Origin of the sequence: Bradyrhizobium sp. NBAIM01 (genome assembly GCF_020194115.1) — a bacterium.
GTDB lineage: Bacteria > Pseudomonadota > Alphaproteobacteria > Rhizobiales > Xanthobacteraceae > Bradyrhizobium > Bradyrhizobium yuanmingense.
On sequence record NZ_JADYVU010000003.1, the window covers coordinates 359,657 to 380,897 of the forward strand.

Consider the following 21,241-nt stretch of genomic DNA (forward strand, 5'->3'; position numbering starts at 1 on the left):
GCTATTCGCTGTTCGCCATTGGCGAGCTTCCGCTCATCCCAGCCGGCCCGCCGCGTGCGCGAGCAGGGTGTAGACCAGGCCCGTCTCCGAGATCAGGTGGCTGCGCAGCTCCTGCGGGCCGCGGCCGTCGCGGGCGACTTCGTCGAGCAGGCGCTCGAACTCGGCGACGTAGCGGTCGACCGTGCCCTTGAAGTTGCGGTCGGCGCGGTACTTGCGGGCGACCTCGTCGAAGGCCTTCTGGCCGGCGGGCGTGTACAGGCGCTTGGTGAAGGCCTTGTTCTCGCCGCGCTGGTAGCGGTCCCACATCTCGGCGGCGAGGTTGCGGTCCATCAGCCGGCCGATGTCGAGTGACAGCGATTCCAACGGATTGCTGCTGGCCTGCGGCGCCTGCGGCTGCGGCGCGGGTGCCGCGCGGCCGCGGGGAGCCTGACCGGCCGGTGCGCCCTGATTGGCGTCGGTGCGGTTGAGCAGGTCCGACAGCCAGCCGTCACGGCCCTGGTCGTTGCCGCCGGGTGCGACCGGCGGCGCTTCGGTGCGGCGCGCGGCCGGCATGCCGAGGTCCGGCGGCGGCAGCGTCGAGGCGCTGCCGATGTCGCGCATGCGGGTCTCGGGAGCCCGGCTGCCGACGGCCGCCAGCACCGGCTCTTCCTGGCGTTGCACGGCGGCGCGGCCCGCCGTGGTGACGTCGAGCCCGCGGCCGTGCTGGGCCACGATACGGTTGAGCTCGGCGAGCGCCTCGATCTGGTCGACGATCACCTTGCGCATCTGCGCCGTGCTCTCGGCGGCCTCCTGCGGCATCTCGAGTACGCCGCGGCGCAGCTCGTTGCGGGTGGCTTCGAGCTCGTTGTGCATCTCCAAAGCCATCTGCTTCATGCTGGCGACGAGGTTGGTGAACTTCTCGGTCGACTGCTTGAACATCGTATCCGCCTCGTCCGTGGTCTGGCGGTAGATGTCGTGCATGGCCTCGATGGTCTGCCGGTGCTCCTCTTCGGACGCCGCGCGCACCGCCTCGAACTGGCGGGTGATCGCGGCCGAGCCGGCGCCGGCGGTCTCGGCGACGACGCGGGCGATGTCGCGGGCGCGCTCTTCGGCCGCGGCAAGCGATTCATCGAGCAGGCCGGTGAAGCGCGACAGCCGCTGGTCGAGATCGGCCGTGCGCAGGTCGATCGTGGTGACGAGCGATTCCAGTGCCTGCTTGCGTTCGGCGAGCGAGGCAGTGGTGTTCTTGTTGCTCTGCTCGACGACCTGCGCGGCCTCGACCAGCGCCTGGCCATGCTTGTCGAACTGGGTCGACAGCTCGCCGAGATCCTGCAGCGCCTTCGTGGTCTTGCTGTTGAAGACGTTGAGCTGCTCTTCCAGGTTCTGCGTCGCCGCGCCGTTGCGCGAGGTGACGTCGTTCATCGCCGAGACGAAGTCGGCGACGCGGGTCACCAGCGCCCGCTCGAGCGAGTTGAGGTTGTCGTGCGCACCGGTCAGCACCTCCTGGAGCAGGATGTTGCCTTCGCGCAGGCGCTCGAACAGGGCGACCGTGTCGGTGCGCAGGATCTTGCTTGTCTCCTGCATCTCCGTGACGGCCGCGATCGAGACCTGGCGCGACTGGTCGATCGCGGAACGCGAGGCCTGCTCGAGGTCCTTGAGCGACTTGCCGACCGCGCTGGTGGCGACCTCGCTCGCCGCGTTGATGGTGCGGGCGACTTCCGAGCCGTTGCCCATCATGGTCTGCGAGAAGGCCTGGCCGCGCGTCTCGATCGACTTCAGCGCGTCGGAGGTGACGCGGTCGATGTCGAGCGTGAGCTGGCTGGTCTTGGAGCCGATCGCGTCGACCAGTGCGCCGCGCTTGGCGTCGATCATGTTCGACAGGCGGTCGGCCTGCTGCTGCACGTAGGTGACGATCTCGTCGGTCTTGCCGGTCATGGCCTGGCCGAAGCTGGAGCTGGCGGCGAGCACCGAGCGCTCGACGTCGGCCGAACTCGACTTGACGCGCGAGCTCGCCTCGTTGGAGGCGGAGATCAGCGCGTTCTGGGCGTTAAGCGCGCTGGTCTGGATGTCGTTGGTCGCGTTGGCGGTGGCCGCGCTTAGCGTGCGCTCGATCTCGGTCGAGATCGTGCGGATCTGGCTCGCGGCGTCGGCCGAGGTCGAGGTCAGCGAGATCTGGGCTTCACGCGCGCTGTTGAGGATGGTCGAGGCGGTGTCGGCGCCGACCGCGGTCAGCGTGCGCTCGATGTCCGTCGTCAGCGACTTGATCTGGCCCGCCGCATCGGTCGAGGCGGAGATCAGCGTGCCCTGGGCCTCGCGCACGCCGCTGGTGAGCGCCTCGATGGTGGCGCCGCCGGCTGTCGCCAGCGCGCGCTGCATCTCGGCCGCGAGCGAACGGACCTGGCTGGTTTGTTCTGCGGAGACAGCAAGAAGGGTGCTCTGGGCATCGCGGGCGCTGGTGGTGATCGTCTCGGCGGTGGTCTGGCCGACCTGCGAGAGCGAGCGATGCACTTCGGCCGCGAGCGACTTGACCTGGCTCGCCGCGTCCGAGGACGCCGTCACCAGCGTGCTCTGGGCCTCGCGGGCGCCGCTCATGATGGTCTCGGCCGTCGAGGTGCCCGCCATCGTCAGCGAGCGCTGCACGTCCGAGGACAGCGCCTTGATCTGGTTTGCGGTCTCGGTCGAGGCTGCGATCAGCGTGCTCTGCGCATCGCGGGCGCCGGCGGTGATCGACTCCGCCGTGGCGGTGCCGGCCATCGACAGCGATCGCTGCACGTCGGCGGTGAGGGTCTTCACCTGGCTAGCCGCATCCGAGGACGCGGTGACGAGGGTGGTTTGCACCTCGCGGGCGCCGGCCAGGATCGAGGCTGCGGTGGCGGAGCCCGCCGCCGACAGCGTGCGCTCGACGTCGGCCGCGAGCCCCTTGATCTGGGTGGAGGCTTCGCCCGAGGCCGCGACCAGCGTCGACTGCGCTTCGCGCGCGCTGGTCAGGATCGAGTTCGCCGCACCGGTGCCGACTGCGGTCAGCGCCTGCTCGACCTCGGCCGAGGTCATCTTGAGCTGGGCGTTGACATCGGAGGAGACCGTCAGCAGCGACTGCTGGGCGGTGCGCGCGCCGGTCTGGATGGTCTCGCTGGTGTTGACGACGAGGTTGGTGAGCGAGCGCTCGGCGTCCTCGACATGCGAGCGGATCGCGGTCGAGATCATCTCGGCGCGGGACATCATGTCCTCGCTGGCCTGGCGTCCGCTGCTTTCGATGCGGCCGGCGACGGCCTCGACGCGCGAGCCGAGCAGATCCTCGAACTGAGCCACGCGCACGTCGATGTCGCTGGCGACCGAGCCGACCTTGGTCTCGATGGCTTGCTGGATCTCCTGGAAGCGTGCCGTGACCGTGTCGGTCAGATGCGTGCTGCGGCCGTCGATGATCTCGGTGACGCCGGTGATGCGGCGGTCGACCGCCTCGATCGCCTGCGCGGTGCCGTCGGTGAGCGTCGAGGTCAGCAGCGTCAGGCGCGTGTCGATCGACTGCACGGCCTGCGATGCGCCGTTGGTCACGGCGGTGGTCAGGTAGGTGAGGCGGGAGTCGATGGATTCGAGCGCCTGCGTCGCGCCACCCGTGAGTGTGGTCGTGAGGTGGGTCAGGCGGGTGTCGATCGACTGGATGGTCTGCGATGCACCGTCGGTCAGCGAGCTCGTGAGGTGGTTGAGGCGCGCATCGATGGTTTCAATGGCCTGCGAGGCACCGTCGGTGAGCGAGCTCGTGAGGTGATTGAGCCTTGCATCGATTGTTTCGATGGCCTGCGACGCCCCGCCAGTCAGCGACGTCGTGAGGTAGGTGAGGCGGGAGTCGATAGACTGGATCGCCTGCGCGGCACCGTCGGTCAGCGAGTTCGCCAGCGTGTTGATGCGTCCGTCGATGGTCTCGGTCATCGACTTCGCGCGGCTGTCGAACGACAGCTCGAGCGCGGCGACGCGGCCGACGAGCTGCTCGTCGAAGGTCCTGATGTGGCCTTGGATGGTGCCGTCGAGGCTGGCGATCTTGCCGTTCAGCGAGGCGTCGATATTGCCGACGCGTTCGCCGATCGTGGTCTCGAACTGCGCGAGGCGCTGGTCGAGCACCGCCGTGATCTGGCCGCCGTTCGACGTGAAGCGGGTGTCGAAATCGTCGACATAGGTCTTCAGTGTCTCGGCGATGTCCTGCGTGCGTTGGCCCATGCGCTCGACGATCTCGCCGCCGAAGGTCTTCACGGTGCGGTCGAACTCGGAGATGTGGCGGGTGATCAGCGCGCCCAGCGTGCCGGAGTCGCGGGCGAACTTCTCGACCAGCTCGGTGCCCTGGTTCCTCACCAGCTCGTCGAACGCGCTCATCTGCAGCGACAGCGAATCGTGCGCGGTCTCGGTCTGGCTGACGACCTTGGCGACCAGGGCGTTGACGGTGGCGTCGAGCGCCTCGCTGGCCTTGTCACCGCTCGTCATGATCTGGCCGGCGAGGCGATTGCCGGCGTCGTCGATCTTGGCGGAGATGTCGTTGGACCGCAGCTCGAGCTCGAGCAGCAGCGAGTCCGATGAGTTCTTCAAGGAATCGTGCACCTGCTCGGTGCGCTCGGAGATGCCGTCGACGATCGCGGCGGAACGCTGCTCGAACTCGCCGGTGATGCGGTCGATGCGCTCGTTCAGCATCTCGTGGACGCGGTCGGCGAGGTCGACGAACTCGTCGTGGACGTGGCCGGTCTTGAAGTTGAGGCTCGTGGTCAGCCGCTCGCTGGCGTCGAGCACGGCGCGCGTGGTCTCGTTGCTGGCCTCCTCGAGACGGTCGAGCAGGTCGCCGCCGCGCTCGCCGAGCGCCAGGATCATGTTGTCGCCGGCGTTGCTCAGCGCCTGGGTGATGTGGGCGCCGCGCTCTTCCAGAGCGCCGGTGATCGACTTGGCCACCTCGTCGACGCGGGAGGCGATCGCGTCCGAGATCAGCGCGATGTCGTGGCGCAGGTCGATCTGCACGCCGGAAATGGCGCTGCGAACCTGCTCGGCCTGGCCGACCAGGTTGTCGCGCTGATGCGCGATGTCCTGGAGCAAAGCGCGGATGCGCACCTCGTTGTCGGAATAGGCGCGTTCGAGCGCGGCGACCTCATTGGCGACCAGCGTCTCGAGCTCACCGGCGCGCGCGATCGCACGCTCGATGCCGTCGCCCATCGCCGCGACCTCGCGGCGGATGGCCTGGCCGACGGTGACCATGGAATCGGAGGCCGAGCCTTCCGGCTCGGAGAAGCGGATCGCGACCTGCGCCATCGCCTGCGCGATCATGCGCATTTCCTGGCCGCGCCAGACGAGGCTCGCGAGGAAGTAGAACAGCATGACGGGCGCGAAGAACATCGCGACGAGGCCGGCGATCACGAGCACGCCGCCGCTCTGGCCCATGGCGGCCTGGATCGAGGGAAGGAAGCCGACGGTCAGCGCGGCGCAGGCGGCGAGCCAGATGCCGGCGAAGATGGTTGCGAAGGTGTAGACGCTGCGGGCAGGGCGGCCCTTCTGCAGCGCCTGGAGCAGCTGGCCGATGGTCTCGCGATCGTCGTTGGCGGCGCGGCGCGCGGTGCGCGGCTCCTCGACCGGGTCGAACACAGTCGAGCGCTCGTTGGCGGCGGGGCGCGGCTCGAAGCTCGGCTCGTCGAAGACCGGAGGCGCGGCCGGCGGTACCGGGGGCGCCGTTTCATTGCGCATTGCGGCGTTGCGGCTGGTATCGGCCGCCGTGTCGCTGATGTTCAGAGCTTCCTGGATTGCAGAAAGCGCAACTTCTGTAGGGTCTTTGACCTTTTTCGGAGTGTTCGCCATGTTCAGTCCGAGCCCTCGTTACTTGTACGCGTCCCCCCGCGAGCCCTGCGCGCGGCGCAAGCCCACAGACCGGATCATGCCGCTTGCGCGGATCTCCGAGCCGTCCCCACCCGAACGGCTTGTCCGCCAATTTCTGCAACATCCTATTGGCAGAGCGTCGCGAATGAAATGCCCGCGATTAAGACATTCTTAATCATCGTTAACAGCATCGCGGCGTAACGCCTTAGCAATCAACGGAATTCTCAACCGGACTCGGCCAATTACGGCAACTTTTCGTCAATAAACCGGCGGATCTGCGTCAAATCCCCCAAACATTTCGTTAACCACTTCCATGCTTGGGTGAGGGGAACCTGACCGCCGGACCGGCGGCGGTCGCGCGATGCCGGGGCCTGCGCCATGACGCCTGAACTGCAAGGGATGGACTGGATGCCTTCGCCCCCGCTTGCGCCCATCGACAGCCCGCTCGACCTCGATCACCTCTCCCGAATGACGCTCGGCGACGCTGAGCTGGAGCAGGAAGTGCTGGCGATGTTCGCGGAGCAGGCGGCGCGTCTGCTCGCGGCCATGACGGCATTGCCGGCCGAGACCGGTACGCTCGCGCACAAGCTCAAGGGCTCGGCGCGCGGGATCGGCGCCTTTGCGGTCGCTGATGCCGCTGCCAGCCTGGAGACTGCGATCCGGACCGGCCATGGCCGGCCCCACGCCTTCGCCGCGCTGGAAGAGTCGGTGGCCGAGGCCCGCGCTGCCATCGCGGCGATGCTGAAGCGTTGAGCCGATACAGCCGGAGCCGGGCTCTAGTCGCTTGTTTTGACGCGTTTTCTTCCCGCAAAGCGGGAATCATTTGGCTTCAAAACGCTATGGCGCCGGGCTGACCGACCCGTTATAGGACAGCCGGGACCCTCCTTCATTCAAAGCACCGCGGCAGCACGAGCACACATGGCCAAGATTCACTTTGTCGACCACAAGGGCGAAACCCGCACGGTGGAAATCGAGAACGGCGCAACCGTGATGGAAGCTGCGATCCGCAACAGCATTCCCGGCATCGAGGCCGAATGCGGCGGCGCTTGCGCCTGCGCAACCTGCCATGTCTATGTCGACGAAGCCTGGCGCGAGAAGGTCGGCAGCCCGACGCCGATGGAAGAGGACATGCTCGACTTCGGCTTCGACGTACGCCCGAATTCGCGCCTGTCTTGCCAGATCAAGGTCTCCGACGAGCTCGACGGCCTCGTCGTGGCGACGCCCGAGCGCCAGGCCTGATCGTCTCCAAGCAGACTGTCCAAGTCGATTAGGTGCTCGGCGGCGCGACCTCGATGCCGCGCTTATGCCAGGGTCTGAGCTTCTCGATCACCTCTGCGGTCAGCGGCGCCGGTCGGCGCGTCGCCTCGTCGAGCAGGACGCCGACCGACGTCGCCGACGCAATGCACGTGCCGTTCGAGAACACGACCTGCTCGAATGTCACCGACGTTCGCCCGAGCTTGACCACGCCGAGGCCGAGCTCGATCGAGCCGGGCCAGTGCAGCTCGGCGCGAAAATGCATGTCGAGCCGCACCATGATCCAGGCGAGCCCCGGCGGGGTCAGCCCGTATTCGGGAAGCTTCATCAGCGTGACACGGCCGGTCTCGAAATATGTGGCATAGACCGCGTTGTTGACGTGCTGGTTCGGGTCTAGGTCGCCGAACCGGACGTTGTCGCTGAGGCGAAACGGAAAGTCCTCAAGGCGCGGGGTCGTGTCGAGGCGGGCTGGTGCGTTCACCGATTGATCTCCGTCATATCCATCCTCGTTACAGCCCAGTTATTTTGGCCCGGCAAGTGGGCGCGGCTGCGGGGCGATCCCGCTTTTATGCCTTTCCTGTTCCATCCCCGTTGGCTAGACAGGCAGGGTCACCTCTGCCCAACGGGCGCCGTCCAACCGATAACGATCGATAAAGAGACGACATGAGCGACGTGATCAAAACCGATGTGCTGATTATTGGGGCCGGGCCGTGTGGTCTGTTCGCCGCCTTCGAGCTCGGCCTTCTCGACATGAAGGCGCATTTCGTCGACATCCTCGACAAGGTCGGCGGCCAGTGTGCCGAGCTCTATCCGGAAAAGCCGATTTACGACATTCCCGGCATTCCCCAGGTTTCGGGGCAGGGGCTGACCGACGCGCTGATGGAGCAGATCAAGCCATTTCATCCGACCTTCCATCTCGGCGAGATGGTCGAGACCGTGGAGAAGATCGGCGATCCCTTGTTTCGCTGCACCACGGATGCCGGCAAGGTGTTCGAATGCAAGGTGGTGGTGATCGCGGCCGGCGGCGGCTCGTTCCAGCCCAAGCGCCCGCCTGTGCCCGGTATCGAGGCCTATGAAGGCACCTCGGTGCATTACGCCGTGCGCAAGATGGAGACGTTCCGCGACAAGAGCGTGCTGATCGTCGGCGGCGGCGATTCCGCGCTCGACTGGACGCTCAATCTGCATCCGATTGCGAAGCGCATCACGCTGCTGCATCGGCGCGACGAGTTTCGCGCCGCGCCCCATAGTGTCGAGCAGATGCGCGCGCTGGTTGCCGGCGGCAAGATGGATCTGCGGCTCGGCCAGGTCACCGCGCTCTCCGGCGCTGACGGAAAGCTCACCGGCGCCACCGTCAAGGGCAACGACAACAGCGTCACCGAAATCGCTTGCGACACCATGCTGCCGTTCTTCGGGCTGACCATGAAGCTCGGCCCGGTCGCGAATTGGGGCATCGCGCTGGAGAACAATCTGGTGCCTGTCGAGACGTCGGCGTTCGAGACCAATGTGCCGGGCATCTTCGCGATCGGCGACATCAACACCTATCCCGGCAAGATCAAGTTGATCCTGTGCGGCTTCCACGAGGGCGCGCTGATGTCGCAAAAAGCCCATCGCTATGTCTATCCGGAGAAGCGGCTCGTGTTCCAGTACACGACCTCGTCCTCCAGCCTGCAAAAGAAGCTCGGTGTCAACTGACGGAAGCGTTCGGGGCGGCGATGCCCCATGTTTCTGGTGCTGGAACCGTTCGTGAAATCGCCGTAGTCTGCGGCCATTCCGGTCATAGGCTTGGCCAGGTTTTTGGCTTAGCACAGTTTGGCTCTGCGAAGTCTTGGCTCAGCAAAGGTGATTGGCTCAGCAAGGTGATCATAATGCGGACTCTCATTTCCAGCTTTCGGCTGCCCTCCTTCCTGGCGCTCGCATTGTCGCTCGCGATCGTGACGCCGTGCGCGGCGCAGACCGCCGAGCCCACTGCGGCGGGCCTTTGGCAGAAGGTCGAAGACGGCAGGACGGTCGGATGGTTCCTCTTCGTAGATCGCAACGGCGTCTTCGAAGGTGTGATCGCCAAGACCTTCCCGCGGCCAACCGACGACCCGAATGAGGTCTGCTCCAAGTGCACCGACGATCGCAAGAACGCTCGGGTGCTCGGCATCTCCTTCGTCCGCGACATGAAGCGCGAAGGATTGAAGTACGAGGGCGGCAACGTGCTCAATCCGCGCGACGGCCAGATCTGGAAGGCCAACATGCGGGTCAGCCCCGACGGTCAGACCCTGACGTTGCGCGGCTATCTCGGCATCGCGCTGCTCGGCAAGGACGAGACCTGGACGCGCCTGCCCGATGCCAACATCGCGCAGGTCGATCCGGCCATCGTCGCAAAATACTTGCCCGCGCAGGCTGCAGCCGCCAAGCAACCGGCGCCCGCGGCGAAGAAGGGCGGCGCGATGATGGCGCCGGCAAAGCAGTAAGGGCGCAAGCCGCGCGCTGCGCGGTCTCAATGGCCCGGTCTCCAGCCTGTGCGGCCACCTTCGCCGAAGGGCGAACGTGCCTCGGGCGCCCTCCAGTAGTTCCCCGGAATGCGCGCTGGCGCTGGATTTGCATAGCTGTCGGCAAAGCTGCTGGGGGAGCGAGTCGCCGTCTCCACGCCTGCCGCGCACCATGCGGAAGGCGGACGGCAGCGTTTGCCCCGCGGTGATCACTTCGACCGCGGAGACCACATGAAACGTGCAAGACAGTGTGCCGCCGTGCTGCTGGGGCTGGCGGTTCTGACGCATGCGGCGCTGGCGCGCGACGACGGCCGCTTCGCCAACTCGCCCCTGAAACCCTGGTTCGAGAGTCTGCGTAGCGAGTTCGGGCTATGCTGCTCGGATGCCGACGGCTACGTCATCGCCGACGTCGATTGGGAGTCCGATCGCGGTCGCTACCGCGTGCGCATCGACGACGAGTGGGTCGTGGTGCCTGACGGCGCCGTGATCACCGTCCCGAACAAGATCGGCCGCACCATGGTGTGGAAGCACTATATCGACGGCCATCCGCGCGTGCGCTGCTTCATGCCGGGCAGCATGACGTAGAGGCGCGTGGCCATTCCGGCCGGCGCGGAGCGCCGAGCCGGAACGACAACGCCAAGCTTAGCGCGCCTGGTTGTTCGAACCCGCGCTCGCGAGCTGCTTGATCCGCGGCGACAGCACGGCGACCTGCACGGGCGAGGCCGGCATGCCGGCGACGATCATCGCGGGGCTCGCAGACTGCTCCTGGACGCCGGCGCCGCCGAGCACCTGCACTTGCGTTGTCGTGATCGGAAACGACGTCACTTCGTAGGAGGGAAGCTCGCTGGCGAACGCGGCGGCTGAGCTCGCAATCATGGCGCCGGCAACGGCAATCATCGAGAGAACACGCATTGGAAAATCTCCGTGGAAGATGTCAATCGGAGGTTTGGTCGCCGCGATGGCAGAACAGGTTCGCCCGCGCGCGAACATTCCCGTTGTCTTCGGCGCAGATATTGATTGCGTGATGCGAAGGGACGAAACGCGGAAGACGTTTTCCGCGCCAATGTTTCCGGACGGTTTCGCGAAAAGCGCCGATGCGCCCGCTCAATGCTCTTGCAGATCGAACTGCGCAGATCTCGCCGGCGCGGCGGCCGCGGCAAAGCGCAGGCGCATCGTCGTGCCGTAGCCGGGCGCGGAAGCGACGACCAGCTCCCCGCCATGCGCCGCCATGATCTCGCGGACGATCGACAGGCCGAGACCGGCGCCTGCACCTGCGGCGTTGCCGGTCTGAAACGGCTCGGTCAGCCTGTGTTCGGCGCCGTCGGGCAGGCCCGCGCCATCATCGTGAATAGCCACGCCATCGCAGCCGATCGTGGCGACGATGCGCCGCGCGCCATGGGCGTGGATGAGCGCGTTGCCGACGAGATTGGCAAGTGCACTTCGGATCGCAGCGTCTACGCCCTGCACCACGAAGGGACCTCTTCCCTCGTGCTCGAGCGCAAGCTCGATGCCGGCGTCCAGCGCCGACGGGCTGAAATCGGCCAGCACGTCCAGCGTGATCTGGGCAAGATCGATCGGCCGCTTCTCGATCGCATGATTTTGCAATCGCGCCAGGTCCAGCATCGCGGAGACCAGCGAGGTCAGCCGGCGGACGTCGCGCACCAGCTCGGCCTTCAGGGCCGGCTCGGGCACGTCCTCGATCTTGGCGCGCAGCAGCGTCAGCGGCGTGCGAAGCTGATGGGCGGCATTGCCGAGGAAGCGGCGCTGCATCCTGATATAGGCGTCGATCTCGCCGAAAGCGCGGTTCAGCGCCTCGACCAGCGGCTTCAACTCGCGAGGGACCTCGGACAGCGATATCAAACCTTGCGGCGCCGAGGGGTCGATCGCGAGCGCGCGACGCGCCACCCGCTCGATGCTACGAGAGACGAAACGTGCGGCAAGCGCTGAACCGATGGCGACGGTCGCGGCAAAGGCCAGCGCCACCAAGGCGATCGAAAAGACCCTGCGGAGGAGAAAAGTCCTTGCAATCCGGCCAAAGCGAACCTGAGGCTCGCCGACCATCATCGCGAGCCGCAACGGGCCCCGTTGTACGGCGGAAAGACAGAAGGTGCTCTTCTGGTCGAGCGTGCTGAAAACGGACGAGCCGATGGGCCCGTGGTAGGGCAGCACGAAGGGAAGGGGAGGCCGGTGTTCGCTGCCGTACTCGCTGAGCAGGTCGCCCGCGGACACCACGTACCAGAGGTTTGGGCTGTCCAGCTTCAATTCCTCGAGCGCAGGAGTCGAGCGTATTATCAGTCTTTGCCCTTCGATCACCGTCGCGCGATCGAGAACGGCCGCTACGACCTGGCACGCCCTGAACTCGCGCTCCTCCGTCGGGTAACGCCATATGAAGAGGCCAAGCATGATCAGGAAGATCGTGGTGGCGGCGATACCGAGCGAGAACGCAAAGGTTCGGGCGATTGACTTCATCGCGGCGTTGCCAGCCGCAGGATGTAGCCGATGCCCCGCATGCTGCGGATCTCGACGTCGCCGCCGAGTTCGGCCAGTTTCTTGCGCAAGCGCGAGACCTGCGCCTCGAGCGTGTTGGACTCGATCTCGTCGTCGAAGCCGTAGATCTCCTCGATCAGGGCGGCGCGGGTGATGACGCGGTCGCGCCGCATCAGCAGCGCCCCCAGGATCAGCGCCTCGCGCCGGCGCAGCAGGATCCTGGTGTCGGCGACTACCGCCTCGTTGCTGCCGAGGTGCAACTCGACGTTGCCGAGCGACAGCACCGATGGGGCCAGCAGCCGAGGCCGGCGCAGCACCGCGCGCACGCGCGCAAGCAGCTCCTGCGGCTCGAACGGCTTGCCGAGATAATCGTCGGCCCCGCCGTTGAGCCCTTCGACGACATCCTCCTTGGCGTCCTTGGACGTCAGCATGATAATTGCGGGCCGCTCCGCCGATTGGCTCAGCGCCGTGACCACCTGGAGCGCATCTCCGTCGGGTAGCATCCGGTCGACGATCGCCAGATCATACTTGAAATTGTTCAGTGCCTGGCGGGCATCGGCGATCGAGCCGACGAGGTCGACGATGCCGTGCAATTGCCCGAGCAGCCGGCTCACATAGGCGCCGATCTGTGGTTCGTCTTCGATCACGAGGGAGCGCACGCGGGTCGTCCTTGACTCTGCTGGGGCAACAACACCCTGACCGTGACGCTCCCTGGCCGAATTCTGGCGTTTCGGCTCGTGCGCGAGGGTTCCCTTAAAGGCAGCGAGCTTGGCGAATAAAAGGCAGGACCGGGTGAGCGCGCGGGCACGGCCCGTCACGTTTTTGAGGGCGTGATCGCGGTGGTGCAATGTTGGGGCAATGTTGATCCGGCGGGCGTGCCTGCCAGCGGCGGACATGGCCCTGGGGAGCATCCGATCGCACCTTGCAATCTTGGGGCAATTTTGCCGGACCAGATGCTGTGGCTCCTAACCACAACAGTCGACTCGGCCTGCAAAGGCCGGTCCGGGGCCCCGCAATGAATGATTTCGAAGAAGCCGCTCTCCGCCTCACGGCGATTGTGCGGCGGACGACCGCCTGTCTCGCCGCACTCGGTGCGATCATGGCGACTGCGCCATCAGTCTCGGCGCAGACCGCCTTCACGCTGCCAGCGCCGCCATTGGAGCTGCCGATGCTGCCCTCGCCGTCGGGCAACTGGACCGTCATGGTCGGCATCGGCGGCGAATACAAGCCCGAGTTCGTCGGATCGAACAACGGAAGGTTTGCTCCGGTCCCGATCTTCTCCATCCGCCGCGCCGGATCAGTCGACCAGTTTCGCGGACCGCGCGACAGCACCAGCATCGCGCTGCTCGACATCGGCCATTTTCGCGCCGGCCCCGCGTTCAAATACGTCGCCTCAAGGAAGGCCGACAAATATGCCGAGCTGACCGGCCTTGGCAATGTCGACGCCGCCTATGAGCTCGGCGGCTTCGTGGAGTATTATCCGGTCGACTGGCTGCGCCTGCGCAGCGAGTTGCGCCAGGGCATGGGCGGCCATACCGGCACCGTCGCGGATGTATCTGCCGACGTCATCGTGCCGCTGATTCAAAGGCTGACGATCTCGGCCGGCCCGCGCTTCACCTGGAAGAGCACCAATGCCACTGCGCCGTATTTCGGCGTCGATGCCGTGCAGGCGCTGGCATCGGGGCTTCCAAGATACGATGCCAGAGGCGGTGCGCACTCGGTCGGTTTCGGCAGCCAGATCTCCTACCGCATCAACCCGCAGTGGGAGGTCCACGCCTATGTCGAGTACCAGAAGCTGCTCGGCGATGTCGCGGACAGCCCGCTGGTGAAGCTGCGGGGATCCTCGAACCAGACCACCGTCGGTCTCGGTGCGTCCTATTCATTCGATTTCAGGATCCGATAGACCATGCGCGGTAAGATCATCCTAACTCTCGCTTGCGCGATCGCTAGCGTCGCGCTCGGCGCTGCCGCGGCGTTCGAGACGCGTGCCAGCCGGCTCCAGGCGATCAAGACCGTCGGCATCATCTCGGCGATCGGCGAGGAGATCAGCCTGACGCGAGCCGGCCTGACCGGGCTCGACAACGCCGCGCAGACCGCCTCGATCGGCGCATGGGGGCTGGACGAGCTGATCGTCCAGCAGGCGACGAAGCTGCTGAGCGGACGGTTTCATGTGCAGCCGGTGAGCTACCGGCGCGCGGCCTTCGCCGCAATCAGGGATTCGGCGGTCGCGCCGGTCAATCTGCTGCGGAGCGACCCGTTCAAGGAGCTGGTTCGCAGCGATGTCACGCCGCAGGGACTGGACGCATATATCGTCATCACCCGGGCGAGATCGAAGCTTGGAAACGGCCGCAACGTCGAGGGCGTCGGGTTCGCCGAATATCGGACGCTGCTTGCGGATTACGGACTGATCCACGCCTTGTACGAGGTTCGCATCATCGAGGGCAAGTCGTTCGACGTGATCGAGAAGAGGGTGGCCGCGCCGCTCGACAACACTGGCACGGTGCGGATCGCCGGCCCGAGCGGACCGATCGAAGCGACGTTCGAGGACGCGGGTTCGAGCGAACGGCTGCGTGCGGCGATCGCGAACCTCATCGTCCGAAGCCTGCCGCTCACGCTGGGCGACATGCACTTGATCGAGGGACAGTGACGGTTCTGTTTTGACGCGTTTTCTTGACGCGAACCGGGATCCACTTCGCTCGAAAACGCCTCAGGTCACCGGCGCGGGATTGAACAGCGTGAGGTCGTTGTGGATGCCCCAGCGGTCCGACCAGGGTTTGGTTCGGCCGCTGGCGACATCGAGGATCAGGCGGAACAGGTCCCAGCCGGTCTCCTCGATGGTCTTCTCGCCGGTTGCGATCTTGCCGGCGTCGAAGTCGATCAGGTCCTTCCAGCGCCGCGCGAGCTCGCTGCGCGTCGCGACCTTGATCACGGGTGCTGCCGCAAGGCCATAGGGCGTGCCCCGGCCGGTGGTGAACACTTGCAACGTCATGCCCGAGGCGAGCTGCAGCGTGCCGCAGATGAAGTCGGAGGCCGGCGTCGCGGCGAACAGCATGCCCTTCTGCGTCGCCTTCTCGCCGGGCGAGAGCACGCCGGTGATCGCGCTCGAGCCGGACTTGACGATCGAGCCGAGCGATTTCTCCACGATGTTGGCAAGGCCGCCCTTCTTGTTGCCGGGCGTGGTGTTGGCACTGCGGTCGGCGCCGCCGCGGGCGAGATAGGAATCGTACCAAGCCATCTCGCGCACCAGCGCGCGGCCGACGTCCTCGTTGATGGCGCGGCGGGTGAGCGGCTGGATCGCGTCGCGCACTTCAGTCACTTCCGAGAACATCACGGTCGCGCCGGCGCGCACCAGGAGGTCCGCGGCGAAGCCGACGGCGGGATTGGCAGTGACGCCGGAGAAGGCATCGCTGCCGCCGCATTGCAGGCCGATCACAAGGTCGGACGCCGGGCAGGTCTCGCGCTTGCGGGTGTTGAGCACTTTGAGCCGCGCCTCGGCCTGGGTCATGATCGCCTCGACGATCGCACCAAAGCCGTCGAAAGCCTCGTCCTGCATGCGGATGATCGCGTCACCCACGCCTTCCGGCACCAGGCGTTCGGGTGCGAGCTTCTCGCAGCCGAGGCCGACAACGAGGATCTCGCCGCCGAAATTCGGGTTGAGCGCGAGGTTCTGCAGGGTGCGGATCGGCACCACCGCGTCGGGCGCGGTGATGGCGACGCCGCAGCCATAGGCGTGCGTCAGCGGCACGACGTCATCTACGTTCGGATATTTCGGCAGCAGCTCGGCGCGGATGCGCTTCACCGCATATTCCATCGTGCCCTTGACGCATTGCACGGAGGAGGAGATGCCGAGGATGTTCTTGGTGCCGACCGAACCATCCGGATTGCGGTAGCCCTCGAAGGTGAAGCCTTCGAGCGGCGGCAGCGGTGCGGGGACGGCGGTCGAGATTTCGAGCTTGTCGAGGGCAGGGGCCTCCGGCATGCGGATGCGCGCCTCGTCCACCCATTCGCCGGCCAGGATCGGCGACAGCGCGTAGCCGATGATCTCGCCATAGCGGACGATCGGTTCGCCTTCCGCGATGTCGACCAGCGCGGTCTTGTGTCCCTGCGGCACGAAGGCGCGCAACGTCAGGCCGCTGGCAAAGCGCGCGCCGGCGGGGAGCCCGAAATCATTGACCACGATCGCGACATTGTCGCGCTCGTTGAGCTTGATGTAGCGGGGCTGCTCTTTCGCTGCGACGTCCTGGTCCATCTGCGCTGCCTCAGAAGTCGTAGGGTGGGCAAAGGCGCAACGCGCCGTGCCCACCGTCCTCACACCGAGCGTAAGTGGTGGGCACGCTTCGCTTTGCCCACCCTACGATATCTCAGCCCGGATTGGTGTAAGCCGTCTTCACCGTGGTGTAGAACTCGCGCGCGTAGGAGCCCTGCTCACGGGCGCCGTAGCTCGAGCCCTTCCGGCCACCGAACGGCACGTGATAGTCGACGCCGGCAGTCGGCAGATTGACCATCACCATGCCGGACTCGCTATTGCGCTTGTAATGCGATGCGTATTTCAGGCTGGTGGTGCAGATGCCGGAGGCGAGGCCGAACTCGGTGTCGTTGGAGATGGCGAGCGCCTCTTCGTAATTCTTCGCACGAATGACGGCGGCGACCGGGCCAAAAATCTCCTCACGCGCGATGCGCATGTTGTTGTTGGCTTCGGTGAACAGCGCCGGCTGGAGATAGTGGCCGGGATTCTCGCGCTTTAGCAGCTCGCCGCCGAAGGCGAGCTTGGCGCCTTCGTCCTGGCCGATCTTGATATAGCGGAGGTCCTGGTCGAGCTGGTTCTGGTCGACCACCGGGCCGATATGCACGCCGGCCTTGAGCGCATCGTCGACCGACAGGCTGTTCAGGCGCTCGGCCATGGCGGCGACGAAGCGGTCGTGGATGCCCTCGGTGACGATCAGGCGGGACGAGGCGGTGCAGCGCTGGCCGGTCGAGAAATAAGCGCCGTTGACGGCGACCTCGACGGCAGTCTTGAGGTCGGCGTCGTCGAGCACGACCAGCGGGTTCTTGCCGCCCATCTCGAGCTGGAACTTCTTCATGGGGTTCGAGAGCACGCAGGCCTGCGCGATCTTGCGTCCCGTCTGCACCGAGCCGGTGAAGGAGATCGCGGCGACGTCCGGATGCTCGAGCAGGGTCTGGCCGACCACCGAGCCGGAGCCGACGACGAGGTTGAACACGCCCGCGGGAATGCCGGAGCGGGTGATGATCTCGGACAGCGCATGCGCCGAGCCGGGCACCAGCTCGGCCGGCTTGAACACCACGGTGTTGCCGTAGCAGAGCGCAGGCGCGATCTTCCAGGCGGGGATCGCGATCGGGAAATTCCAGGGCGTGATCATGCCGACGACGCCGACCGGCTCACGGGTGAGCTCGACGTCGAGGCCGGGACGCACCGAGGCGCCCTTCTCGCCGATCAGGCGCAGCGCTTCGCCGGCGAAGAACGCGAAGATCTGGCCGGCGCGGGCGACCTCGCCGATGCCTTCGGGGAGGGTCTTGCCTTCCTCGCGCGCGAGTAGGCGGCCGAGCTCTTCCTTACGGGCGAGGATTTCAGTCGAGATCTTGTTGAGCGCGTCGTAGCGCGCCTGCGGGGTCGACTGCGCCCAGGCGGGGAAGGCGGCCTTCGCGGCGGCGATCGCCTTCTCGGTCTGCGCCTTGTCGGCCTTGGCGTATTCGCCGACGAGATCGTTGGTGTTGGAGGGATTGATGTTCCTGGTGACGCCGGAGCCGTCGACCCATTCGCCGCCGATGAAGTTCTTCAGGATCGCTGTCATCTTTTTCCTCCAGGGGAACGTTTCTAACGCACGAGGCAGGGACGCTTGTCGTCAAACGTCCAGCCGGGGATCAAGTCCTGCATGGCCATAGCGTCATCCCGCCCCCCAAGTCCATGCTTCTTGTAGAGCTCGTGCGCGGCCTCGATGGCGGGGCGGTCGATCTCGATGCCGAGGCCCGGGCGGTCCGGGACGGCGATCTTGCCACCCTTGATCTGGAGCGGCTCCTTCGTCAGCGCTTGACCGTCCTGCCAGATCCAGTGGGTGTCGATCGCGGTGACCTTGCCGGGGGCGGCGGCGCCGACATGGGTGAACATGGCAAGCGAAATGTCGAAATGGTTGTTGGAGTGCGAGCCCCAGGTCAGGCCGTTGTCACGGCAGGTCTGGGCCACGCGCACCGAGCCTTGCATGGTCCAGAAATGGGGATCGGCCAAAGGGATGTCCACGGCCCCGAGCCGCAGCGCATGGGAGAGCTGCCGCCAGTCCGTGGCGATCATGTTGGTGGCGGTCGGCAGGCCGGTGGCGCGGCGGAACTCGGCCATGATCTCGCGGCCGGAGAAGCCGGCCTCGGCGCCGCAGGGGTCCTCGGCATAAGCGAGGATGCCATGCATGCCCTTGCAGAGGCTGATCGCCTCATCGAGCGACCAGGCGCCGTTGGGGTCCAGCGTGACGCGCGCGCTGGGGAAGCGTTTTGCGATTGCGGTAACCGCCTCGATCTCCTGCTCGCCGCGGAGCACGCCGCCCTTGAGCTTGAAGTCGGCGAAGCCGTAATGGTCGTGGGTCGCCTCCGCAAGCCGCACCACGGCCTCTGGCGTCATCGCCTCCTGGTGGCGGAGGTTGAACCAGTCGGGCTTGGCGGTCTCGCCAGTGACGTAGTCGAGCTTCGACTTACGGCGGTCGCCAACGAAGAAGAGATAGCCGAGCGTCTCGACGCTGGTGCGCTGCTGGCCTTCGCCAAGCAGTGCTGCGACGGGCAGTCCGAGATGCTGGCCGAGCAGGTCGAGCAGCGCGGATTCGATCGCGGTGACCGCATGGATCATCACGCGAAGATCAAAGGTCTGCTTGCCGCGTCCGCCGACGTCGCGGTCGGCGAAGGCGGTACGGATATCGGCGAGGATGTTGTTCATCGCGCCGACCGTCTTTCCGATCACGAGGTCGCGCGCGTCCTGGAGCGTCTGCCAGATCTTCTGCCCGCCCGGCACCTCGCCGACGCCGGTGTGGCCGGCATTGTCGGTGAGGATGACGATGTTGCGGGTGAAGAACGGCGCATGCGCGCCGCTGAGGTTGAGGAGCATGCTGTCGCGGCCCGCGACCGGGATCACCTGCATCGCCGTGATAACAGGTGCGCCGGAAATCTCAGTCTGGGCCATCGCAGGCTCCTCCGTGTCGTCTTACTATTCTGCAGCCTGTTGTGACGATCGTGCGGCGGGCAGCTTCTGCACCAGTGCGGTCAGCTCCGCCATCTCCTGCTCGGTGAGATCAGTCAGCGGCGGACGGACCGGGCCGGAATCCCGGCCGATCACCTTCATGCCGGCCTTGATGATCGAGACCGCGTAACCCTTCTTGCGATTGCGGATCGCGATCAGCGGCAGGATGAAATCCTTCAGGCCGGCCTGGATCGTGGCGTGGTCGCGCTTGCGCACCGCGGCGTAGAAGTTGGTGGCGAATTCCGGCACGAAGTTGAACACGGCCGAGGAATAGGTCGTCACGCCCATGTCGAGATAGGGCAGCGCGAAGGTCTCGGCGGTCGGCAGGCCGCCGACATAGGTGAGACGATCGCCGAGCTTGGTGTAGACGCGGGTCATCAGCTCGATGTCGCCGATGCCGTCCTTGTAGCCGACGAGGTTGGGGCAGCGCTCGGCAAGGCGTGCGAGCGTGTCGGGCTGGAGGATGGCGTTGTCACGGTTATAGACGATGACGCCGATCTTCACGGCGGCGCAGACCGCCTCGACGTGGGCGGCAAGGCCTTCCTGCTCGGAATGGGTGAGGTAGGGCGGCAGCAGCAGGAGGCCGTCGGCGCCGGCCTTTTCCGCACCGATGGCGATCTCGCGGGCGATCGCGGTGCCGTAGCCGGTGCCGGCGAGCACGGGCACGCGGCACTTGGTCTCGTCGACGGCGACCTTCACGACCTCAGGAACTTCTGATGGCGTCAGCGAGAAGAACTCGCCGGTGCCGCCCGCGGCGAACAGGCCTGCGACGTCATAACCGCACAGCCAGTCCATGTTGGCGCGATAGGTCGCCTCGTCGAAGGAGTAGTCCGCCCTGAACGGCGTGACGGGGAAGGACAGGAGTCCCGATCCGATCTTCTGGGCCATTTCCTGCGGGGTCATCTTGCTCATGGGCGCTCCCTTCTCGTGTTGCGGAGGACGCAAGCAGAGGCCGCACGTCCATGCGCCGTGGTTTAGGAGACCGTTCGATGCGCGTCCAAGCCAAAGCCTATATCGACCGATGCGGATTGAGCATCAATCCTCCGCCAGCTCCGCGGAGGACAATTCGCCGGCGATCTTGACCAGCGCCGACAGCAGCGGGTTCTCGTCCTCGCGCCGCCACACCATGAACAGCTCGACCGGAACGCGCGTGCGCAGCTTCAGCGGACGCAGGCGGACGTCGGAGATCTTCAGGCTCGCCGCTGCCGCCGGTACGATGGCGAGGCCGAGGCCGGCGCGCACCATCGCGAGGATCGAGTGGATCTGGCTGAGATGCTGGACGTAGCGCGGCAGCACGTCGGCGCGGGTGAACAGCGCCACCAGGAGATCGTGGAAGTAGCGGCTCTCATAGGGCGAGTACATCACGAAGGGCTGGTCGTCGAAATCCTTGATGGTGATGCCGTCGGCATTCGCCAGCGGATGCTTCTTCGGGATCGCCGCGAGCAGCGGCTCGGCGACGACGCGGCGGCTGGCAAGCTCGGGCCGCGCGATCGGCGGCCGCAGCAGGCCGGCATCGATCTGGCCCGAGGTCAGCGCCTCGAACTGATCGCCCGATACCATCTCCTTCAGAGAGAAATCGACCTCCGGCAATTTGGCGCGGCAGGCGGCGATGAGCTCGGGCAGAAAGCCATAGGCCGCGGCCGCGGTGAAGCCGACCTTCAGCGAGCCGGTCTTGCCGAGCGCAATGCGGCGGGCCACCTGCGAAGCGCTTTCCGCAAGCTTGAGAATGCGCCGCGCCTCCGGCAGGAAGCTGCGCCCGGCCGGGGTGAGGCGTACCGAGCGGCTGGTGCGCTCCAAGAGCGGCGCGTCGATGATGTGCTCGAGCACCTGGATCTGCCGGGACAGCGGCGGCTGCGTCATGTTGAGCCGCACGGCGGCGCGGCCGAAGTGCAATTCCTCCGCCACCGTGACGAAACAGCGGAGCTGGTTGAGGTCGAACATCGATACATGCCTTAGATGAATAAGGCGT

17 protein-coding genes are annotated in these 21,241 nt (G+C 66.1%); 7 read left to right on the forward strand and 10 right to left on the reverse strand.

The window, feature by feature from the left end; all coding sequences use genetic code 11:
* Positions 1 to 33: 33 nt before the first annotated feature.
* Positions 34 to 5,802 (reverse strand): apolipoprotein A1/A4/E family protein, encoded by a 5,769-nt coding sequence (locus I6F31_RS12500; RefSeq protein WP_225185468.1) that lies wholly within the window; start codon positions 5,800 to 5,802, stop codon positions 34 to 36.
* Between the two features lie 396 nt (positions 5,803 to 6,198).
* Between I6F31_RS12500 and I6F31_RS12505 the strand changes: the two genes are divergently transcribed.
* Complete coding sequence (locus I6F31_RS12505; protein ID WP_225185469.1) at positions 6,199 to 6,573, forward strand: Hpt domain-containing protein; 375 nt, start codon at positions 6,199 to 6,201, stop codon at positions 6,571 to 6,573.
* A gap of 165 nt (positions 6,574 to 6,738) precedes the next feature.
* Positions 6,739 to 7,059, forward strand: coding sequence for a 2Fe-2S iron-sulfur cluster-binding protein (locus I6F31_RS12510; protein ID WP_008143731.1), 321 nt, complete (start codon positions 6,739 to 6,741; stop codon positions 7,057 to 7,059).
* Between the two features lie 28 nt (positions 7,060 to 7,087).
* On the opposite strand, the gene I6F31_RS12515 is transcribed toward I6F31_RS12510, so the two are convergent.
* Positions 7,088 to 7,555: a thioesterase family protein gene (locus I6F31_RS12515; protein WP_225114188.1), complete on the reverse strand. Its 468-nt coding sequence runs from the start codon at positions 7,553 to 7,555 to the stop codon at positions 7,088 to 7,090.
* 182 nt (positions 7,556 to 7,737) lie between these two features.
* Between I6F31_RS12515 and I6F31_RS12520 the strand changes: the two genes are divergently transcribed.
* From I6F31_RS12520 to I6F31_RS12530, 3 genes are all read left to right on the forward strand, one after another.
* Positions 7,738 to 8,766, forward strand: a complete 1,029-nt coding sequence (locus I6F31_RS12520) for an NAD(P)/FAD-dependent oxidoreductase (RefSeq protein WP_036015581.1) — start codon at positions 7,738 to 7,740, stop codon at positions 8,764 to 8,766.
* A gap of 173 nt (positions 8,767 to 8,939) precedes the next feature.
* Complete coding sequence (locus tag I6F31_RS12525) at positions 8,940 to 9,533, forward strand: DUF2147 domain-containing protein (RefSeq protein ID WP_225148301.1); 594 nt, start codon at positions 8,940 to 8,942, stop codon at positions 9,531 to 9,533.
* 249 nt (positions 9,534 to 9,782) lie between these two features.
* Positions 9,783 to 10,136, forward strand: coding sequence for a hypothetical protein (locus I6F31_RS12530; protein WP_036015590.1), 354 nt, complete (start codon positions 9,783 to 9,785; stop codon positions 10,134 to 10,136).
* A gap of 57 nt (positions 10,137 to 10,193) precedes the next feature.
* Here the strand turns inward: I6F31_RS12530 and I6F31_RS12535 are convergent, their stop codons facing one another.
* The 3 genes from I6F31_RS12535 to I6F31_RS12545 all read right to left on the reverse strand — a co-directional run bounded on the left by I6F31_RS12535 (position 10,194) and on the right by I6F31_RS12545 (position 12,697).
* Entirely contained in the window at positions 10,194 to 10,463 is a 270-nt protein-coding gene (locus tag I6F31_RS12535) for a hypothetical protein (RefSeq protein WP_036030219.1), read from the reverse strand.
* 192 nt (positions 10,464 to 10,655) lie between these two features.
* Entirely contained in the window at positions 10,656 to 12,020 is a 1,365-nt protein-coding gene (locus I6F31_RS12540) for a HAMP domain-containing sensor histidine kinase (RefSeq protein WP_036030218.1), read from the reverse strand.
* Positions 12,017 to 12,697 carry a response regulator transcription factor gene (locus I6F31_RS12545; RefSeq protein WP_036015597.1) on the reverse strand — a complete coding sequence of 227 codons (681 nt, stop codon included), beginning with the start codon at positions 12,695 to 12,697 and terminating at the stop codon, positions 12,017 to 12,019. Before I6F31_RS12545 ends, I6F31_RS12540 begins: the two co-directional genes overlap by 4 nt.
* 356 nt (positions 12,698 to 13,053) lie before the next feature.
* Between I6F31_RS12545 and I6F31_RS12550 the strand changes: the two genes are divergently transcribed.
* Together I6F31_RS12550 and I6F31_RS12555 are read left to right on the forward strand one after the other, a co-directional pair.
* On the forward strand, positions 13,054 to 13,941 hold the full coding sequence (locus tag I6F31_RS12550; RefSeq protein ID WP_225114190.1) for a MipA/OmpV family protein: 888 nt from the start codon (positions 13,054 to 13,056) through the stop codon (positions 13,939 to 13,941).
* A 3-nt stretch (positions 13,942 to 13,944) separates the two neighbouring features.
* Positions 13,945 to 14,685 (forward strand): hypothetical protein, encoded by a 741-nt coding sequence (locus tag I6F31_RS12555; protein WP_036015600.1) that lies wholly within the window; start codon positions 13,945 to 13,947, stop codon positions 14,683 to 14,685.
* Positions 14,686 to 14,745: 60 nt separating this feature from the next.
* Here I6F31_RS12555 and garD read toward each other — a convergent pair whose 3' ends face one another.
* The 5 genes from garD to I6F31_RS12580 form a co-directional block, all read right to left on the reverse strand.
* Positions 14,746 to 16,287, reverse strand: coding sequence for a galactarate dehydratase (garD, locus tag I6F31_RS12560; protein ID WP_036015602.1), 1,542 nt, complete (start codon positions 16,285 to 16,287; stop codon positions 14,746 to 14,748).
* Between the two features lie 112 nt (positions 16,288 to 16,399).
* Positions 16,400 to 17,848, reverse strand: coding sequence for an aldehyde dehydrogenase family protein (locus I6F31_RS12565; protein WP_036044516.1), 1,449 nt, complete (start codon positions 17,846 to 17,848; stop codon positions 16,400 to 16,402).
* A 23-nt stretch (positions 17,849 to 17,871) separates the two neighbouring features.
* The gene (gudD, locus tag I6F31_RS12570; protein ID WP_225142579.1) at positions 17,872 to 19,215 is read right to left on the reverse strand and encodes a glucarate dehydratase; all 1,344 of its coding nucleotides are present in this window, start codon (positions 19,213 to 19,215) and stop codon (positions 17,872 to 17,874) included.
* Between the two features lie 24 nt (positions 19,216 to 19,239).
* Positions 19,240 to 20,184 carry a 5-dehydro-4-deoxyglucarate dehydratase gene (kdgD, locus tag I6F31_RS12575; RefSeq protein WP_225185470.1) on the reverse strand — a complete coding sequence of 315 codons (945 nt, stop codon included), beginning with the start codon at positions 20,182 to 20,184 and terminating at the stop codon, positions 19,240 to 19,242.
* A gap of 123 nt (positions 20,185 to 20,307) precedes the next feature.
* Positions 20,308 to 21,213, reverse strand: a complete 906-nt coding sequence (locus I6F31_RS12580) for a LysR substrate-binding domain-containing protein (protein ID WP_109143167.1) — start codon at positions 21,211 to 21,213, stop codon at positions 20,308 to 20,310.
* Positions 21,214 to 21,241 lie beyond the last annotated feature (28 nt).